This window comes from Pedobacter cryoconitis (assembly GCF_003259615.1).
GTDB lineage: Bacteria > Bacteroidota > Bacteroidia > Sphingobacteriales > Sphingobacteriaceae > Pedobacter > Pedobacter cryoconitis.
Genome location: NZ_QLLR01000002.1, coordinates 15735 through 32459, shown reverse-complemented (window position 1 = coordinate 32459; position 16725 = coordinate 15735). Strand labels below are relative to the sequence as shown.

General features: G+C 39.1%; 12 protein-coding genes. 5 read left to right on the top strand and 7 right to left on the bottom strand.

What is annotated here, in order from left to right; translation table 11 throughout:
* Positions 1–14: 14 nt before the first annotated feature.
* Both LY11_RS03060 and LY11_RS03055 read left to right on the top strand, forming a co-directional pair.
* Positions 15–320 (top strand): hypothetical protein, encoded by a 306-nt coding sequence (locus LY11_RS03060; RefSeq protein WP_111632275.1) that lies wholly within the window; start codon positions 15–17, stop codon positions 318–320.
* Between the two features lie 4 nt (positions 321–324).
* Positions 325–615, top strand: a complete 291-nt coding sequence (locus LY11_RS03055; protein ID WP_111632274.1) for a hypothetical protein — start codon at positions 325–327, stop codon at positions 613–615.
* Positions 616–770: 155 nt separating this feature from the next.
* Here LY11_RS03055 and LY11_RS03050 read toward each other — a convergent pair whose 3' ends face one another.
* Positions 771–3842 carry an AsmA family protein gene (locus LY11_RS03050; RefSeq protein ID WP_146610792.1) on the bottom strand — a complete coding sequence of 1024 codons (3072 nt, stop codon included), beginning with the start codon at positions 3840–3842 and terminating at the stop codon, positions 771–773.
* A 103-nt stretch (positions 3843–3945) separates the two neighbouring features.
* On the opposite strand from LY11_RS03050, the gene LY11_RS03045 reads away from it, so the two are divergent.
* Genes LY11_RS03045 through LY11_RS03035 form a run of 3 tightly spaced genes read left to right on the top strand, consistent with a single transcriptional unit; the run spans position 3946 to position 6093 of the window.
* Positions 3946–4536, top strand: coding sequence for a TetR/AcrR family transcriptional regulator (locus LY11_RS03045; RefSeq protein WP_111632272.1), 591 nt, complete (start codon positions 3946–3948; stop codon positions 4534–4536).
* 50 nt (positions 4537–4586) lie between these two features.
* Positions 4587–4811 (top strand): hypothetical protein, encoded by a 225-nt coding sequence (locus LY11_RS03040; protein ID WP_111632271.1) that lies wholly within the window; start codon positions 4587–4589, stop codon positions 4809–4811.
* 4 nt (positions 4812–4815) lie between these two features.
* Positions 4816–6093, top strand: a complete 1278-nt coding sequence (locus LY11_RS03035) for an MFS transporter (RefSeq protein WP_111632270.1) — start codon at positions 4816–4818, stop codon at positions 6091–6093.
* A gap of 203 nt (positions 6094–6296) precedes the next feature.
* Here LY11_RS03035 and LY11_RS03030 read toward each other — a convergent pair whose 3' ends face one another.
* The 6 genes from LY11_RS03030 to LY11_RS03005 all read right to left on the bottom strand — a co-directional run bounded on the left by LY11_RS03030 (position 6297) and on the right by LY11_RS03005 (position 16555).
* Positions 6297–9503, bottom strand: coding sequence for a protein O-mannosyl-transferase family (locus LY11_RS03030; RefSeq protein ID WP_111632269.1), 3207 nt, complete (start codon positions 9501–9503; stop codon positions 6297–6299).
* The gene (locus LY11_RS03025) at positions 9500–9841 is read right to left on the bottom strand and encodes a PadR family transcriptional regulator (protein ID WP_111632268.1); all 342 of its coding nucleotides are present in this window, start codon (positions 9839–9841) and stop codon (positions 9500–9502) included. Before LY11_RS03025 ends, LY11_RS03030 begins: the two co-directional genes overlap by 4 nt.
* A gap of 149 nt (positions 9842–9990) precedes the next feature.
* Positions 9991–10452 (bottom strand): lipocalin-like domain-containing protein, encoded by a 462-nt coding sequence (locus tag LY11_RS03020; RefSeq protein WP_111632267.1) that lies wholly within the window; start codon positions 10450–10452, stop codon positions 9991–9993.
* A gap of 148 nt (positions 10453–10600) precedes the next feature.
* On the bottom strand, positions 10601–11776 hold the full coding sequence (locus LY11_RS03015; protein ID WP_146610791.1) for a multiheme c-type cytochrome: 1176 nt from the start codon (positions 11774–11776) through the stop codon (positions 10601–10603).
* Between the two features lie 92 nt (positions 11777–11868).
* Positions 11869–13410: a RagB/SusD family nutrient uptake outer membrane protein gene (locus LY11_RS03010; protein WP_111632628.1), complete on the bottom strand. Its 1542-nt coding sequence runs from the start codon at positions 13408–13410 to the stop codon at positions 11869–11871.
* Between the two features lie 13 nt (positions 13411–13423).
* Positions 13424–16555: a SusC/RagA family TonB-linked outer membrane protein gene (locus tag LY11_RS03005; RefSeq protein WP_111632265.1), complete on the bottom strand. Its 3132-nt coding sequence runs from the start codon at positions 16553–16555 to the stop codon at positions 13424–13426.
* Between the last annotated feature and the right edge of the window lie 170 nt (positions 16556–16725).

The following is a 16725-nucleotide window of genomic DNA, read 5'->3' as shown; positions in this document are numbered from 1 at the left end:
TAATATAATTAAAGATGGAAACAACAATAATAGACTTTAAAGAAGTCATCTATCAGGATTTAGAAGGAACGGAATTAGCTCTTCCTGATCAATGGATTAAAGGCTTTGGAAATACAATTTATATCGGGGGGACTATTCCTATGTCTGAATTGGGAAGCAAAATTTATCATTCCTATACTACTGAACGAATAGCAGAACTAAACTCAGATGAGCTTGAACTATTAATTCAGGCCATTGAAATCACAAAAATGCTCGGTACGCCAGCGCACAATGCTTTAAAAGCTTACCTGACTAACAAATTACAAACTTTAAATAAATAATAACATGGCAACAACAACAAAAAGGGTTAATATTTCTACCCGCACACAAAAAAATGATTCAATGGAAGTTAACGGATGGAAATTAAATTTTCAATACTCGTTTGAAGAAGGTAAACCAGTAAAAGATGTGCAAGTGAATGGTAATTTTACCAGTTCGGAGCTGGGAGGAACTCAGCCTTACGTATCTTATTCTAAAAACGGTACGAGTATCAATATCTCATTCAACAATACCGAATGTGATAATGCGCTTGTAGCAGCAATTAAAGCAGAGGTTGATTTGATCACTGCAGCTTAAGGTCTGCAATTAAAAATAAAGGGGCTTTTAATTCAATTAAAAGCCCCTTTTATTTTGACTCAAAACCGCACATCTGGTTTTGAGTTATTGGAATTTTTCAGGCACATATCGATTTGGCGGTGTTATAGGAAAGCTCATCCGATATTGAATAAAGATTACTCTTCCTCTTTTTCTTCCAGTTTCGCTTCTTTGTTTCTTTTTAAAGTAATGATTGGTTTATCCTGTGTTCCGGTAATGGTCAAAGGAATACCAATTAAACCAAAAGGTGGCAAACCTAATCTTCCGCTCATATTCAGGCGGCCATCAAAACTAACCTGTCCTTCGAAACGAGGCCTGAACCCTGCAATCCGCATTTTAAATCTTTCTATAGTAATGATATTCTTATTGATAGTAGATTTGATCTCAACATCACGCAGGTCCGGATTGTTTAAACTATCCCTTCGGGTAGCTTTACTTACCGCATTCATCATTTTAAATCCGCTTAAGCTCACTTTCTTCAAAGACAATACACCAGCACCTTTTAAGGATGGATATACCGGAAGCATATCCTGGTTCAGTTTTCCTGACAATTGATAATCCAGGCCTACTACTCCTTTAACTTTTGAAGCTGAAGTTGCCAGCGTCCGGAAGATTTTAATCTCTTTATAAGCTTTGGCAATATCAAATTCTTTAGCAGAAATATGATAATCAAACAAAGCAGATTCAGGAGTTATACTTTTATAAGTTGCATCCATATTCACCGAAGCATCAATCAGGTTGAAGCTGGTTTGGTTCAATGTCAATGTACCATCCTTTAAAACCAGGTTACCTTTGGCATTTTTAACTTGTAAACCATTGTAATATACAGTACCCGCATTGGCGGATAAAGTTACATCCAGGTTGGCGGGAATTAAAATGACCCCACTGCTTCCCGCAGGAGCTCCGGGAATTGGTTTTGGAGTATTGTAAACCATTAATTCATCTGCAAAAATCTGCTTGCTCTGAAAATTAAAATTACCGGTTAGCTTTGCTTTAGGCGTAAGTACATAGTTAATCACATTGCCCAGCTGACCATCCATCGTAAAATCTGACTTTCCATAACTCGCTTTGAACTTCTCAAATTTCATGTTGTCCTGTGCGAAAGAGAATACGCCGTTTTTGATTAAAAAGGATTTTGGGAAAAGATCTGATTGCAGGCTGATATTATTCACAATCAACTGACCTTTATTATTCAGCTTTTGATAGTTTCCGGAAGTGGCATCACTTTGTAAACCTTTTAAAGATAAATTCGTAAATACTGTTCCATTAACATGGTATCCTTTAATTGCAAAGAATTGATACATTTTACCAATATCTATAAAACCTTTCGAGGTGATATGATAAGCTACATTCTCAAAATTCCTGACTGCGGCTTTCAGCATAAATGGCTGGCCTGCCATTACAAAAGAGATCGGTTTGATATTCACCTGCGTACCTCTTAAGCTTCCATCTTTATTAGTCAGCGTTCCATCTACAATAATATTTTCTAAGGGCTGGTCAAAGTGTGCAGTCTTAATTCTGCCGTTTGCCAGTTTGAAAGACGCTTCGGTTACAGGGAAAGTTTTTCTGGCCTTGTTATATACACCTTTACTTTGCAAATCCAGGTTAAGCTCCCCATTGAGTTCCAGATCCTTTAAGGGATAAAACTGTTTGATTTCGGCAAGATTAATCATCGACTTTAACTTTATGGCTATAGCCATATTACCCGGTTGTATCTTAGCTGACCCTCTGATATAATTACTCAGCGCCTGTAAATTAATATCATTAATATCCAGTTGCGTGTGTTTATAATTTCCGTCACTGTTACGCCCGTTTATTGTAAAATTGATCTTTTCAATGGAAGCATTCAGCGAAGGATATTTAAAATAACCGTCACGCAGTGATGATTTTAATGTGAATTTAGGAATGACACTCACGGTATCTACCTGCCTGATACCAGTTCTTACTATTTTTCTGGTGAATTGTCCGTCAGCTTGCAGATCTATGGTGTAAATACCTTTTAAGTTGCTCACTTCAAATATTTTACCCCATTTCATTAAATCAATCGATCCCCTGGTATTGATAAAGACCTTAGGCTTTTTTAAGCCATTGAGTTTAATTACAGAATTTACATAATCCTTGCCCATATTAAAATATAAGCTGTCCATATCAATATATAAACTATCAGGGTTTAAGCTGGGTAGTTTCAGGTGTAAATTCAAGTACAAATTACTGATGGCTTCCGGCGCTTTGGGATTACTAATATGACCATCGCGTACTTTAATATTAAAAGCCAGGGTAGGCATAACCTTTTGTTTAGCCAGGTATTTTCCTATTAAAGAAGCATTGATTTCGGCATAACCTTTAATCGCTGTTTTCTGCATCCGGTTGGCGATTGATGGAGGCAATACTGTGAAAATATTATGAAGATCGGTTTCTTTAGCAGCGGTCTTAAAATTGATGTCATAACCATCCTTCAGAAAAGAGAACTTGCCCACAAACAAAATCGGCAGGGAGTTTATTTTTAAGTCATTTTCATTAAACATCAGATCGAGCGAGTTGGTATTGATCTTGGTCAGCAGTTTCGCATCTATCTTTTTATTTAACAGATAAGGCGCATTATTATAGTACAGATCCAGCGTATCAATTCTGGCATTACTCTTTAAGTCGAAAATCGCCTTGCTCAGATCTCCATTACCTATATAATTCAATCCTTTAGCACTAACCTTCATCGGGATCGACTGATCATTATAAGTCAGGTTACTTTTATTGATAAAGATACCTTCAATTTTTATCGACGTAGAACCGCCATCTTCAGCAGCAGCAGGATTGTTATTGCTCTTATAAACGTTATAATTTGCATTTCCTTTTTGATCTACCTGGATATTGATATTGGCCTGGTCTAAAAAGATCTGATCAATTTTTACCTGTTTTGACAAAACAGTACTCAGGTCTAAGCGAAATGATAATTGCTTTGCCTGGATCAGAGTTTCCTTTTCAAACGGGGCAGAGCCTTTTAAAGTGAAGTTATTTAGGCTAAGGGTTAAAGAGGGAAAGTGTTTAAAGAATGATAAACTGGTGTTTTCAAATTCAACCTTTCCATTGATATTCTGGTTGATCCTGTTTTCTATCTCTTTAGAAATGGTATTGGGTATTAAATAGGGGAGGAGTAATATCAGCAGAATTAAAGACGCAATGCTTATTCCGGTGATCTTAAGTGCTTTCTTCAAGGGAGGCGAGTAATTAGAATGTGTGTGGCGCAAAGATATATTTTATTTATTATTTCATTAATGAATGAATATTCACTTATATTTGATTAATCATTTGATAATTATGCGCACAAGAGATACAGAGAAAGAGAAGCTGGTTAAAAAAATTGCAGTAGAAACTATAGCAAAAGGTGGTTTTGAAAGTTTTAGTATGAATAAGCTCGCCAAAGCCTGTGGCATTTCCGTAGCCACACTTTACATTTACTACAAGGACAAGGATGATCTTCTTTCACAGCTTGCAGTGGAGCATGGTAAGATGCTGGCAAAATCAATGCTTCACAATTTTGATGCGGAAGCTTCTTTTGAAGCCGGGTTACGTCAGCAGTGGGAAAACCGGTATCGGGAACTTATCAATAACCCAACGCTGAGCAAGTTTAATGACCAGTTGAGGGCTTCGGTTTACCAGGACCAGTTTCTCTCCACTTTAATGGAAGATGCCTTAGTTCAATTCAAAAGGTTCAATGACAATATTATCTCTCGCGGAGAAGTCCGGGAAATGCCATTCGAAGTTTACTGGTCAGTTGCTTTCGCGCCGCTTTACGCTTTAATTAAGTTTAACAATGAAGGACAGAGCTTGGGTGGTAAGCCATTCAAGATGACCGATGAAATGTTGTGGGAAGCTTTTGATCTGGTAGTCAAGGGACTGAAAAAATAAATATCAATGATTTTAAACAATTATTTAAATAGAATTAAGAATGACAGCAAATGGAAAATTTCAATCATATCCTTCTTTTTAGAACGGATATAAAATCTGAAGAGGATAAACAGGCTTTGCAGCCTTTATTGGACAAAAACAAGAATATTGAACAATGGAATGTAGATCTCGATGATGAGGACTATGTTTTAAGGATAGTCTCTTATACCTTAAAACACGACCAGGTTATCGAAATGGTACAAGATCGCGGCTACAATTGCTGTGAATTAACTTAATTTTATGAAAACTGAAGGAACTATACCTTTTTCGGGCTATCAAAAGATAGTAATCTTTATTTTAGCAATGACTCAATTTACTGTTATACTTGACTTTATGGTCATGTCTCCTTTAGGAGATATGCTGATTAAGTCTTTAAGTATGAAGCCTTCCTCTTTCGGGATTGCAGTTTCTGCTTATGCTTTCAGCGCGGGTATTTCAGGTTTATTAACCGCAGGATTTGCAGATCGTTTTGATCGTAAGAAACTGCTTTTATTCTTTTACAGTGGTTTCATTGTTGGAACCTTTTTATGCAGTTTAGCCAATTCCTTTGAACTATTGGTTGCTGCACGTATTATCACGGGCTTATTTGGCGGGGTGATCAGTTCTATCTCTATGGCCATTATTACCGATCTTTTCAGTTTACAGCAAAGAGGGAGAGTAATGGGTTTTATACAGATGGGTTTTGGCGCAAGCCAGGTACTGGGCATTCCGATTGGTTTGTATATCGCTAACAAATGGGGCTGGGAATCTCCTTTTGTAATGGTTGCAGCGGTGGCAATAATCATTGCCGTATTGATCGTGGTAGTTTTAAAACCCATTAACAAGCATCTTGGTTTGCAACATGACCGTTCAGCATTCAAACACCTTTGGCATACCTTGTCCAAAAAGAATTACAGGATTGGTTTTGCCGCAACAGCTGCACTGTCCATAGGTGGTTTCATGATGATGCCATTTGGAAGTGTATTTGCGGTTAATAACCTGCATGTTACAGCAGAGGAGCTACCTGTATTATTCATGGTTTCCGGCATAAGTTCATTAATCATCATGCCTTTAATCGGGAAGTTAAGTGATACGGTCAGTAAATTCAAAATTTTCAGTATTGCCTCCATCTGGACTATGCTGATCTGTGTGGCTTATACCAATTTATCTGCCACATCATTCTGGATCGTAATTGGTCTTAACGTTTTGATGATGATCGGAATTATGAGCCGGATGGTTCCTTCTTCTGCTTTAACAAGCGCAATTCCTGATATGGAAGACAGAGGTGCATTTATGAGCATTAACTCTTCTATGCAGCAAATTGCAGGTGGTGTAGCAGCGGCAGTTTCAGGGATGATCGTTGTTCAGCAAACGAAATTCAGTCCTATAGAACATTATGATACTGTTGGTTACGTGGTGGCTGTAGTCACTTTGATTAGTATATTTTTAATGTACAGGGTGAACCAGCTGGCTAAAAAGAAACCAGCTACGGTATCGCCTAAGGCAGAAGAACCTGAACTGGTTATGTCGGAGTTTTAACAGTATTTACGTCTTTTTCGGCCAGTCTGTCAAAGTAAATTGACAGGTCGTATTGTGTTCGGTGTTGAGAAGGGGTTGGTAAGGCCAATGGCCTTACCAACCCCTTCTCAACACCGAACCCTGATACTTGCTGAATAGTTCATTATCTTTTGTGAAACGATGATGATTAATTGATCTCTTTTGTTATTTATAACAGTATCATATCAGCTCCTTCTGATACCGGATTTGTCTATCATTTGATTAAAAGTATCCTGAATAACACGGTTTAACTCTTGCTGTTTATAACCGGCTGTCAATTGATCAAGCTGATGTAAAACAGAAAGGCTTAACCTTGTATCCTGCAGATAAGCTTGCTGGAATTCCGGAGCAAGCGTACAGACATAGCTGAATTCTTGCGCAAGAAAGCCCGTTGTCTCTTTGGCAAGCTGATTCGCCTCTTTGATCCGGTTCAGCGCATATAGATTCTGAATAGTACTGATCCGGTTCACCGTATCCCTTACGGAATAATTAGTAAGTGGTAAATCTCTCAGACATTTCTGCATCAACAGCTTAGCCTTCGCAGATTTTCCTTCCATAATCAGGTTACCGGCCAATGTATTGTTAAACCCCCAGGTAGAAAATACGATCCTTTTGGATTCCTGGTCCAGATAAGAAGCCTTATGGAATGCCGTATAATCTATTTTGTCCATCACATTTGCGTACATCACATCCGAATTTGTTTTCTCAGTTTTATCTCTGAAATCACCTGCTGCAGTTTTAAAAGGAAGTAACCGGTACGCATATCCTTCCAAATAAAGGTATTGATCAAGACCTATATAAGTATCCTGTGATACGGAAGTTGCAAAATATACCGGGCGTTCCCAATTGTTATGAATGAGAATATCAAATAAGGCTAAATCACCTTTACTGGCATAAGATTTATTAAAGTTCCATTCCATCGTTTTGCTTACCAGCGCTTTCTGAGCAGGAGTGATGGTCTGTGTTTTAACGAGCTGTTCAGGATCTATAGTAAGTTTGAGCTTTTTAGTGGGCAGGAAATTCATAAATGTGCCATCAGTCATCTGTACCTGATCTTCTTTATTTTCAGAAGTCATGACAGCAAACAGATCCTTCAATTCTACACTATCAGTTAATCCATAATCAACATAGGGAAGATAATCCCTGACTCCGGAAACATACTTTTCTTCAGCCATAGTGATCGGTAATGGGGCAGATGTATTCATTTGCTTCTTCAATTGATTAATGAAAGAAGCATCGGGCAAAAACTGCATACAAATTACGCGTACATCTGTTCTGAAACCCTCTACTTCTTGTGCATACCAAAGCGGGAAGGTATCATTATCTGCATTGGTGAAAAGAATCGCATTGGGCGCACAGGAGTTTAAATAATTCTTCGCCCAATCTGTTGCCGTGTTTTTATGAGAACGGTCATGGTCATCCCAGCCTTGTACACCCATCAAAACTGGTGCGGCCAGTAAACAAATTCCTGTAGCCATGATCAGGCTTAATTTCTGCTTTGCTATTTTAGCGAACAAATCTTGAAGTGCGAGTACACCAAAACCAATACAAATGGCAAAAGCATAAAAAGAGCCTGCATAGGCATAATCTCTCTCTCTTGGCTGTAATGGATCTTGATTCAGGTAGAGAATAATCGCTATCCCGGTGAAGAAAAACAAAGTAATGACAACGATTCCATCTGTTTTATTTCTGCGGTAAAGCCAGATCAGCCCGGCAATTCCCATCAGCAATGGAAATCCATAATATACGTTATGCCCGGCATTGGTGGTAATTGTGGCGGGAAGGTCAGACTGGCTGCCCAGACGCAGGCTATCCAATGGTTTGATCCCGGTAATCCAGTTCCCGTCTTGTACATTTCCAACACCCTGAACATCATTTTGTCTGCCAGCAAAATTCCACAAGAAATAACGCCAGTACATAAATCCCAGTTGCCATGAAGTGAAAAAGCTCAGATTCTGGGTAAATGTTGGTGTTTGTCCTTCATTCAGGTTTAGCCATTGCTGGTAATATTTATCGTGTCCCGCTTTCTGACTGAAAGTTCTTGGAAAGAGGATATTTTTATCATAAGTGGTTTTATAGGTTTTTCCGGATACTTCGTATTTGGAAGCACCTTTACGGTAGGTATTTCCGGTTTCTTTGTTCTCTACTACTTTAGCATCAAAGGTATTCCCGTAAATTAATGGGGTAGATCCATAATTTGTACGTCCGAGGTAATCGTAAAGCGAAAATGGCTGATCCGGATTGCTTAAATTGATATTGGTTTTCGCATCCGCCCTGATCAGGATCATCAGGTAAGAGCTAAAGCCAAAAAGGACAAATACCAGGCAAAGCAGCCCCATGTTCAGGTTGTATTTTTGGTGACGTATGGAGTAATTTATCGCGCCATATAAAATTACGGCAAAGAGTAAAACGAAACTTATAGCGCCTGAGCCAAAGAAAAGCCCCAGATTATTCACAAAAAGCAGGTCAGCTTCTGCTGCGAAAAGTACAAAGTACTGGATCAGGACAAACTGAACAATCCCTACGATCAAACAACCAATGAAGAAGGCTTTAATTGTTCCCAGGACTCCGGGTTTCTCTGCCTTTTTAAAGTAATAAACAAGGGTTACAGCTGGTATGGTCAATAGACTTAAAAGATGGACCCCGATAGAAAGTCCGACAATAAAGGAAATAAAAACCAGCCAGCGGTTATTGGTTTCGCTCTCCCATCTTAAGATAGCCCAGAAAGTAACAGCGGTGAATAAAGAGGAAAGTGCATATACTTCTGACTCTACTGCTGAAAACCAAAAGGTATCGGAGAAAGTATAGGCAAGCGCACCTATAGCTCCCGCAGCAAGAATGCTGAAGGTTTTACTGCCAATTTTCTCTTTGCTGTAAACTTTGGCAGCAAGCGCTGTAATGGTCCAGAAAAGAAACATAATCGTAGCCGCACTGGCAAGTACAGCACTAAAATTGATCCAGTAAGCGATTTTCGCAGGGTTACCCATCGCCAGTAAACTGAACATTTTACCAATCATCAGAAAAAGCGGGGCACCCGGCTGGTGTCCAACCTGTAACTTGTTCGCGGTTGCAATAAATTCTCCGCAGTCGTAGAAACTTGCAGTAGGTTCCATGGTAAGCCAGTAGGTAAGCAGGGCAATGCCAAAAATCACAAAGCCGGTGACCCTGTTAAACAGGCGATATTTCTTTTTCTCTTCTGGCGTATTGATCAGTTCATGGAATTCTGTATCAAGCAGCTCACGTACATCTGCCATATTGAATTTAGCGGAAGCCGGTTGCTGTTCCAGAGAAGTAAGCAGGTGATCGTATAATTCGTCGAGCATGTCTTCGGTGAGTGATAAACCCAGAAGATGCTGCCGTATTTCTAAATGCTGTTGTGCGGTTAGCTTCATGAGAGTTTAGATTTGAGGTTAAGCAGTAATTGCAGATTCCCAATAAAACTCTCGGCTTCCTGAAGTTTATTCTCTACTTCTTTCTTGCCTGCGGTAGTTAGCGCATAATATTTGCGGACCCTGTTGTCCACTAATTCTGTACTGGTGCTTAACATACCTTCGGCTTCCATTTTATGTAAGCTGGGGTACATTGCACCTTCTGTCAGTTTAATTTCCCCACTGGTGATTTCCTTCACTTTCTGGGTGATCTCATAACCATACATCTTCTCATTTTCCTGAAGAAGTTTCAAAATGATAGTTTGCAGGCTGCCTTTTAACATTCCGTTTGCTGTACTCATAAAGCAAATATATAATTTTCTTACATACATAGGAAAATTATGTATACTGATTTTTAGTTATTTAATATACTTTGCGAACGGAAAATGTAAAAGGCAGCTATTTTAAACGGGAAAACGGGGTTCCGGTTTACTTTATCTAGGGTTCTGCTTTACTTTATTTTAGTATAGATTTCCACGATTTCCTGGTTGATATTCAGACTATCAATTTTCTCAATGCCCTTTTGCGTAATCGTATCATTCTTTAAAGTCAGTGTGAATTTAAAATCTCTGTTTTCCCAATCGCGGTAGTTACAATATTCTAAATGTTCCTGGTACTGATCACCTTGAAGTGAAAAGGTTCCTGCACCGGTATCATAAACCGGAACGGGAACAGCACCTTTAGCTAAGTCATGTTTGAAAAACGCAAAGTGTGTCCCATTGAATAACTTAATCATTTCCTGTCCTTTTACGGGGTAGGTAACTTCTGTTTTTGCCCCTGTAGTTACTTTACTGGAAACCAGTTTCCAGGTTCCTGCAATAGATTGATTGGTTAACTCAGAGGAAGAAGGAGCCTTGTTTGTGCAGGCAGCCAGGCTGGTAAGGCCGGCGAGTATTAATAATTGAAATTTCATTTAATTTGGTTAAGGGGTTAATTTAGGTTAAAACGTTGTTTTAATTGAAAAGTTAAAACAGATACAATCTAGTAAAATAATTGTATAGCAAGGAATTTTAATTAAATGAAGGTTAGCTGATTATGGAACTCTTAAAACAAGAGATCGGTTAATGATAAATTCCGATTTTATGTGTCCTTAGCTGATAAGCTGAAATATCATTTTTTCCGGCCTGCTGAAAGGTGATGACCCCGGATACCTGTTTGGGCATGTGGCAGTCTATGCAATTTGTTTTGACTACCGCATTTTTTAAGGTTAACGGACTGTGTTTGATCGTTGCATGGCAATTGATACAACGTTGAGAATAACTTGTCAGCTTCCCTTTCAGGTTTTCATGTGTGCGGTGGCACGAAGAGCAATCCATTGTTTTACTTTGAATAAAGCATTTGCTGTTTGCTAACATTTCACTTTGGTTGCCATGTACATCCGGTGCTTTTTTGGCGTTATTGCCTGACGCATGGCTATAATAATCACGGAGATCGTCACCGGGTTTAAAAGCAAATATTGATTTTAGTATTTCCATATCATTTCCTCCATGACAAGTTGCACAAGCATCAGTCTTTTGCTTCCTGGTCAGGGTTTGATAAAGCGCAATATATTTGGCAGCTTTTTCCGCAGGATGTTCCAAATGAAATTCTACATGTTTTCCTGCCGGGCCATGGCAACGCTCGCAGTCAATTCCATAAACAACAGACCCTTTAAACAGTTCTTCTTTAACCTTTAACGGGCCATCCTGAACTATTTTACGGTCTGTAAAAGAGCTGTGGCATTCCATGCAGCGCACATCAATTGTCCGGCTAAAGTGTGCTGTATTTTGTGGGAAACCCGGGCTGTTTACCCAGCTCTTTACCTGCCTGAAATAGGAGAGGGGAAGTTGTTTGAGCTGATCTCCTTCCCATGTACCATAGGTGACCGCCTTTTCTCCTGAACCAAAAGAAATATCAAAACCACGGGCAATGGTTTCTTTATTATCCCTGTAAGCTACCTGGTACATATTGCCATTGCGCTTTTCTATTTTCACTTTTAAGTGTTCATCAAAAGCATAAACCGGCGAATGTGGTAATGGACCATCCATGAGTTTAGTGCCTGTAATACTATGGGAGGTTTGCTGATGCGGATTCTGAAGATAAGTGTCTGAGATCTGCTGATGACATTGTTTGCAAGTTGCAGCGCCGGCGATAGTTTTTTCAGTTGCAGGAGTGGCTTTTTTGAAATCCATACATTGAACAAGCAGTACCACGATGATAGTTATCAGGCTTAAAATGTAAATTGAGCGTCTTTTCAATGTTTAACGAATTGTATATTGCTGACAGAGGTTAAATAAGGAAGGTGAATGTTTTACATTCACCTTCCTTTTAAAATAATTAGTAGTGCTATTTATTTAGTACCGCCCCATTCTTTACTTTGAACGAGTTTAGTATTTTCCAGTTCTTTCAATGGAATAGGTAAAATTTCATGCTTCCCTGCGATAAAGCCTTTTGAAGCTAAAACAGTAGCTGCTTTACCCCATCTGATTAAATCAAACCATCTTTGACCTTCAAAAGCAAGCTCTGCACGTCTTTCTGTAATGATGTTCTCCAGTGTTGCGTCAATTGCGTGATCTTTTCCGTCTTTATAGGCACGGTTTCTTACCGCTGCAATTAAAGCTCTTGCCCTGGAAAGATTTCCTCCGCCAAGTACTATAGCTTCAGCTTCCATCAGGTAAGTATCTGCTAACCTGATTTCATACGTGTTTTGAGGATAGTTTAATTCTGCATTTCCTCCTCCGGTAGATCTGTCTGATGCTCTTCCTGCAAATTTCTCTACAAAAAAGCCTGTGTTTTCATAGCTGTTATCGTATTTAGCAATCCCTGCCTTTTTCAAACTGTCCAGGTTAGCTACAGATGCCTTATTACGCGGGTCAAGATGAATAAAGTCAAAAAAGTTTTTAGTAACTATAATCGCACCGTATCCGGATATATAATCTGGTGCGCCAGGTAATAAAGTGCTATAGGCTCTTGGTGCAAGCATAATACTCAACAAATTTCCTTCCGTACATTCAATACAAGACCAGGCACCGTTACCTTTAGAAGTATGGGAAATTTCCAGTATGGATTCTGTATTAAATTTATTGGTTGCCTTCCATAAAGAAGCAAAGTCATCCAGTAATTTATAACCATAAACTGCGTTCAGTTCTCCTGGAACTCCATTTACCAAGGCTAGTTCAGCAGCAGATTCTGTGTACTTTTTCTCATAAAGATATACCTTGCCTAACAGGGCATGCGCAATACCTTTAGTGATTCTGCCTGCTTCCGTTTTTAAAGGAACAAGATTAGGCAGTTTCTCTTCTGCTATAGCTTCCTTCAGATCTTTTTCAATCTGTACATAAACTGCTTCCGGCGCAACTTGCAGCACATTATAGGCCTGATCTGGTTCAACCGGGGTAAGCATGAGCGGGATGTTCTTAAACAAGCGGACCAAATCGAAATAGTAATAAGCTCTTAATGCTTTAAGCTCAGCTTTATATCTCGCTCTGATGTCATCAGGCATCGTTGCTGCATCTATTTTAGAAAGCAGAATGTTTACTCTGTATACGCCTAAAAATCCACCTTTCCATAAGGCATCTTGCGGGCCGTTGGCTGGGATTAATGAATAATTAGAGATCGCCTGCAGCGGCGTAAAATCACTTGAACCTCCACCACCAGCAAGGTTGTCATCCGAACCTGCATTCATCGCCGTAATTTTACTTACATAATCACCACCCTGAAAACCAAGCGGGTCATAAGCAGCAACCAGGCCATTGAAAACTTCTGCCTGATTTCTGTAATAACCTTCCTGAGTAAATTGCCCTCTGGGATCAGTTTCTACGAATTTTTTGCAAGAGCTGAACAATGAAAGTACAATTGAAATCCCTGCTGTATATGTTATATATCTTTTCATTTCTGTTTTTTTATTAAAATCCAATATTTAAACCAAGCATAAATGATCTTGCCTGAGGATAGATACCTCTGTCAATACTTAATACGCCACCACCAATTTCCGGGTCATATCCTGAGTATCCCGTAAAAGTTACCAGGTTTTCGCTCATCACATAAACACGTGCACGTTGCAGACCCATTTTGCTGATTGAAGTTTTTGGCAGGTTGTAGCCTATCTGAAGAACTTTTATTCTAAAATAATCACCCTTCTCTAAATAGAAGTCTGAAGGATTAGTGAAGTTTTTATTAGGATCTCCGTCTACAACTCTTGGATAAGTATTGCTTGTTCCAGGGCCTGTCCAGCGGTTTAATACGCTTGTTTGATAATTGGCATTGTTGATGTCCAGACGACGTAAGCCCTGGAAAATTTTGTTACCTGCAACTCCTTGTCCGAAAACGCTGATGTCAAATCCTTTGTAAGCTGCATTTAAGGTAATACCGAATGAATATTTCGGGGTAGGGTTACCAATAAACTGGCGGTCATTTTCACTGATCACACCGTCTCCGTCTGTATCCACCCAGCGGAAATCTCCAGGTTTTGCATTTGGTTGTATTTTTCCTTTTGAACCTACATAACTATCTACTTCGGCCTGTGTCTGGAAAATACCTGCGGTTTTAAAACCATAGAATGAATTATAGGCTTGTCCTACAGCAGTACGGGTAATAGGGTAGGTCGTGGCTTTAAAACTCTGGCCTCCTGATAGGAAATCAATACCACTGCCCAGATTAGTCACTACATTTTTCAGGTAAGAGAAATTACCACTTGCACTAAAGTTAACTTCTCCGATTTTTTTACGGTAGCCCAGTTCAATTTCTATCCCGCTGTTTTTCATATCTGCAATGTTTTCAGCCGGGTTATTTGCTGATCCCAAATAAGAAGGAATACGAGGTTTCTGAAGAATATCTTTAGTTAATTTATTGTACCATTCTACGGTTAAAGTGAAGTCTTTGAAAAGTGTTAAGTCCATACCAATATTGGTTGCTCTTGTCTCTTCCCATTTCAAATTAGGACTCGCATACGCGGCTTGAGGGCTGTAACCGATGTTATAAACCTGATCTGTACCGAAAGTATAATCGCGGCCATCACCTATCAATTGAACATATTGGAAATCATCAATGTTATCATTACCTACAACACCATATCCACCTCTGAATTTTAAACTGTTGATGACATCGTTTTTAGGGAAGAAATCTTCTTTGGAAACTACCCATCCTGCGGAAACTGACGGGAAAACCCCAAACTTATAGTTGGCACCAAAGCGTGAAGAACCGTCTCTGCGGACTACCCCTTCAACAATATATTTCTCATCATAATTGTAATTTAAACGGGCAAATACGGAAGCCACTTTATGGATATTTCCTTCTGAGCCTAAAGCTACTTTCTTTTCATTAGGAACTTTGAAATTTAAGGAAGCTTCTTTAAATGTAGTTACAGGGATTCCGAAATAGGTTATATCTGTACCGATATTGTTATTGTCTGAATATAGACCTTGTCCTACTAAGACACCAAAATTGTGTTTGTCAAATGCTTTGGTATAAGCAGCTGTATTTTCTAAGTTCCAGCTGATACTGCGGTTTAGTTTACGGTTAAAAGAGGTTTGAACATTAATGGAAGAAGAATTCAGGTATGACATTGGAGAGAAGTTCTCGTTGCCATAATAAGCAAGTTTAGTACCCAATGTAGATCTTAATGTTAAGCCTGCAATTGGTTTTAATTCAGCATAAACGTTTCCTACAATATTGTCAGCCCAGCTATTGTTACCTTGTCTTACCTGCATATAGGCAAGTGGGTTGGTCATTTCCTGTACTACAGCCTGTGAGATCCCATAAGGACGGCCCAGCGCATCTCTTATAATATCAGTTCTATTATATGGCGATAAAGCTGCTGCTGCAGGATCTGTGATTACTGCTTGTGTAATCGGGTCCAGGTTAATTGCCGAACTTAATGGGCCTCCAAATTCAGAATTGGTGTTCCCAAGTCCGAGTGATTTATCATGCGAATAACCCAGGTTCTGTCCAAGAGTTAACCATTTAGCTAATTTATGGGTAGAGTTTAAACGAATATTTGTTCTTTTATATTTAGAAATATCCGTGGCTACAATTCCGTCCTGCTGTAAATAACCGACAGAAGAATAGAAGGTCGATACATCATTACCTCCGCTTAAACTGAATTCCTGTGATTGTCTTTTTGCACTATTGTTAAAGATCAGGTCCTGCCAATCTGTTCCTTTACCTAAAGATTGTGGGTCTGGATAAATAGCAGCTTTACCGGCATTTGTTTTAGTCTCGTTCTGAATGATGGCATATTGTGTGGCATCCAGCAGTTTTAATTTTTTCGCTGGTCCTGATAAGCCATAATATCCGCTGTAATTTACGCGGATGCCACCTGCTTTACCTTTTTTGGTCGTTACCAAAATTACACCTGCTGCTGCTCTTGCACCATAAATTGCCTGTGATGCGGCATCTTTCAGCACTTCAATAGATTCAATATCCGATTGATTGATAAAACCGATTCCTCCGTTATCTATCACCACACCGTCAACTACCCATAATGGCTGATTGTTGTCGCCGCTTCCATCTTTGTTGAAAGAACTGATACCCCTTACTCTTACCGTTGCTGCTGAGCCTGGCTGGCCTGAGCTGCTTGCAATAGTGATTCCTGAAGTTCTTCCCTGTAAAGATTGTTCAATACGTGTAACAGGCTGATTTTCCAGATCTGAAGCTTTAACACCAGATATTGCACCGGTCACCACACTTTTTTTCTGTACACCGTAACCTACAACAACAACCTCTGCCAGGGCTTTGGTGTCTTCTGTTAAAGATATATTAAGGATTGCATTGTCTATTACTGTGATTGTTTTAGCAGACATTCCGACAAGTCTGATCAACAATTTTGCGCCAATAGGGGCTGATATAGTGAATTTACCATTAGAATCTGTTGAGGTTGCCTTGTTGGTACCTTCTATGGTAATTGAAACACCGGGAAGCGGTAATCCGTCTACCTGGTCTGTGACTTTACCTAGTACCTTAATATCCTGCGCAAATAATGCTGCGGGGAAAAAGAGTACACAGGTAATCAAGAAAATAAGAGTAAATCTTCCTTTCATACTTTGGGAATTTAAAAAGTAAATATTTGATTAGTTAATAGTTGCACGTTTGCGTAAACCGTGTTGTTTTATTTAGTTATTTATGATCATTATTTAGTGAATTGGTTTCAAAAATGTTAATCATTTAATCCTTAAAATAAAAACAATTCGTTAACGCTGGCGCAATTTAG

Excerpts from the sequence above, each read along its gene's own strand:
- LY11_RS03060 (WP_111632275.1), top strand. The coding sequence starts at position 15 with ATGGAAACAACAATAATAGACTTTAAAGAAGTCATCTATCAGGATTTA.
- LY11_RS03055 (WP_111632274.1), top strand. The coding sequence starts at position 325 with ATGGCAACAACAACAAAAAGGGTTAATATTTCTACCCGCACACAAAAA.
- LY11_RS03045 (WP_111632272.1), top strand. The coding sequence starts at position 3,946 with ATGCGCACAAGAGATACAGAGAAAGAGAAGCTGGTTAAAAAAATTGCA.
- LY11_RS03040 (WP_111632271.1), top strand. The coding sequence starts at position 4,587 with ATGGAAAATTTCAATCATATCCTTCTTTTTAGAACGGATATAAAATCT.
- LY11_RS03035 (WP_111632270.1), top strand. The coding sequence starts at position 4,816 with ATGAAAACTGAAGGAACTATACCTTTTTCGGGCTATCAAAAGATAGTA.
- LY11_RS03030 (WP_111632269.1), bottom strand. The coding sequence starts at position 9,503 with ATGAAGCTAACCGCACAACAGCATTTAGAAATACGGCAGCATCTTCTG.
- LY11_RS03025 (WP_111632268.1), bottom strand. The coding sequence starts at position 9,841 with ATGAGTACAGCAAACGGAATGTTAAAAGGCAGCCTGCAAACTATCATT.
- LY11_RS03020 (WP_111632267.1), bottom strand. The coding sequence starts at position 10,452 with ATGAAATTTCAATTATTAATACTCGCCGGCCTTACCAGCCTGGCTGCC.
- LY11_RS03010 (WP_111632628.1), bottom strand. The coding sequence starts at position 13,410 with ATGAAAAGATATATAACATATACAGCAGGGATTTCAATTGTACTTTCA.
- LY11_RS03005 (WP_111632265.1), bottom strand. The coding sequence starts at position 16,555 with ATGAAAGGAAGATTTACTCTTATTTTCTTGATTACCTGTGTACTCTTT.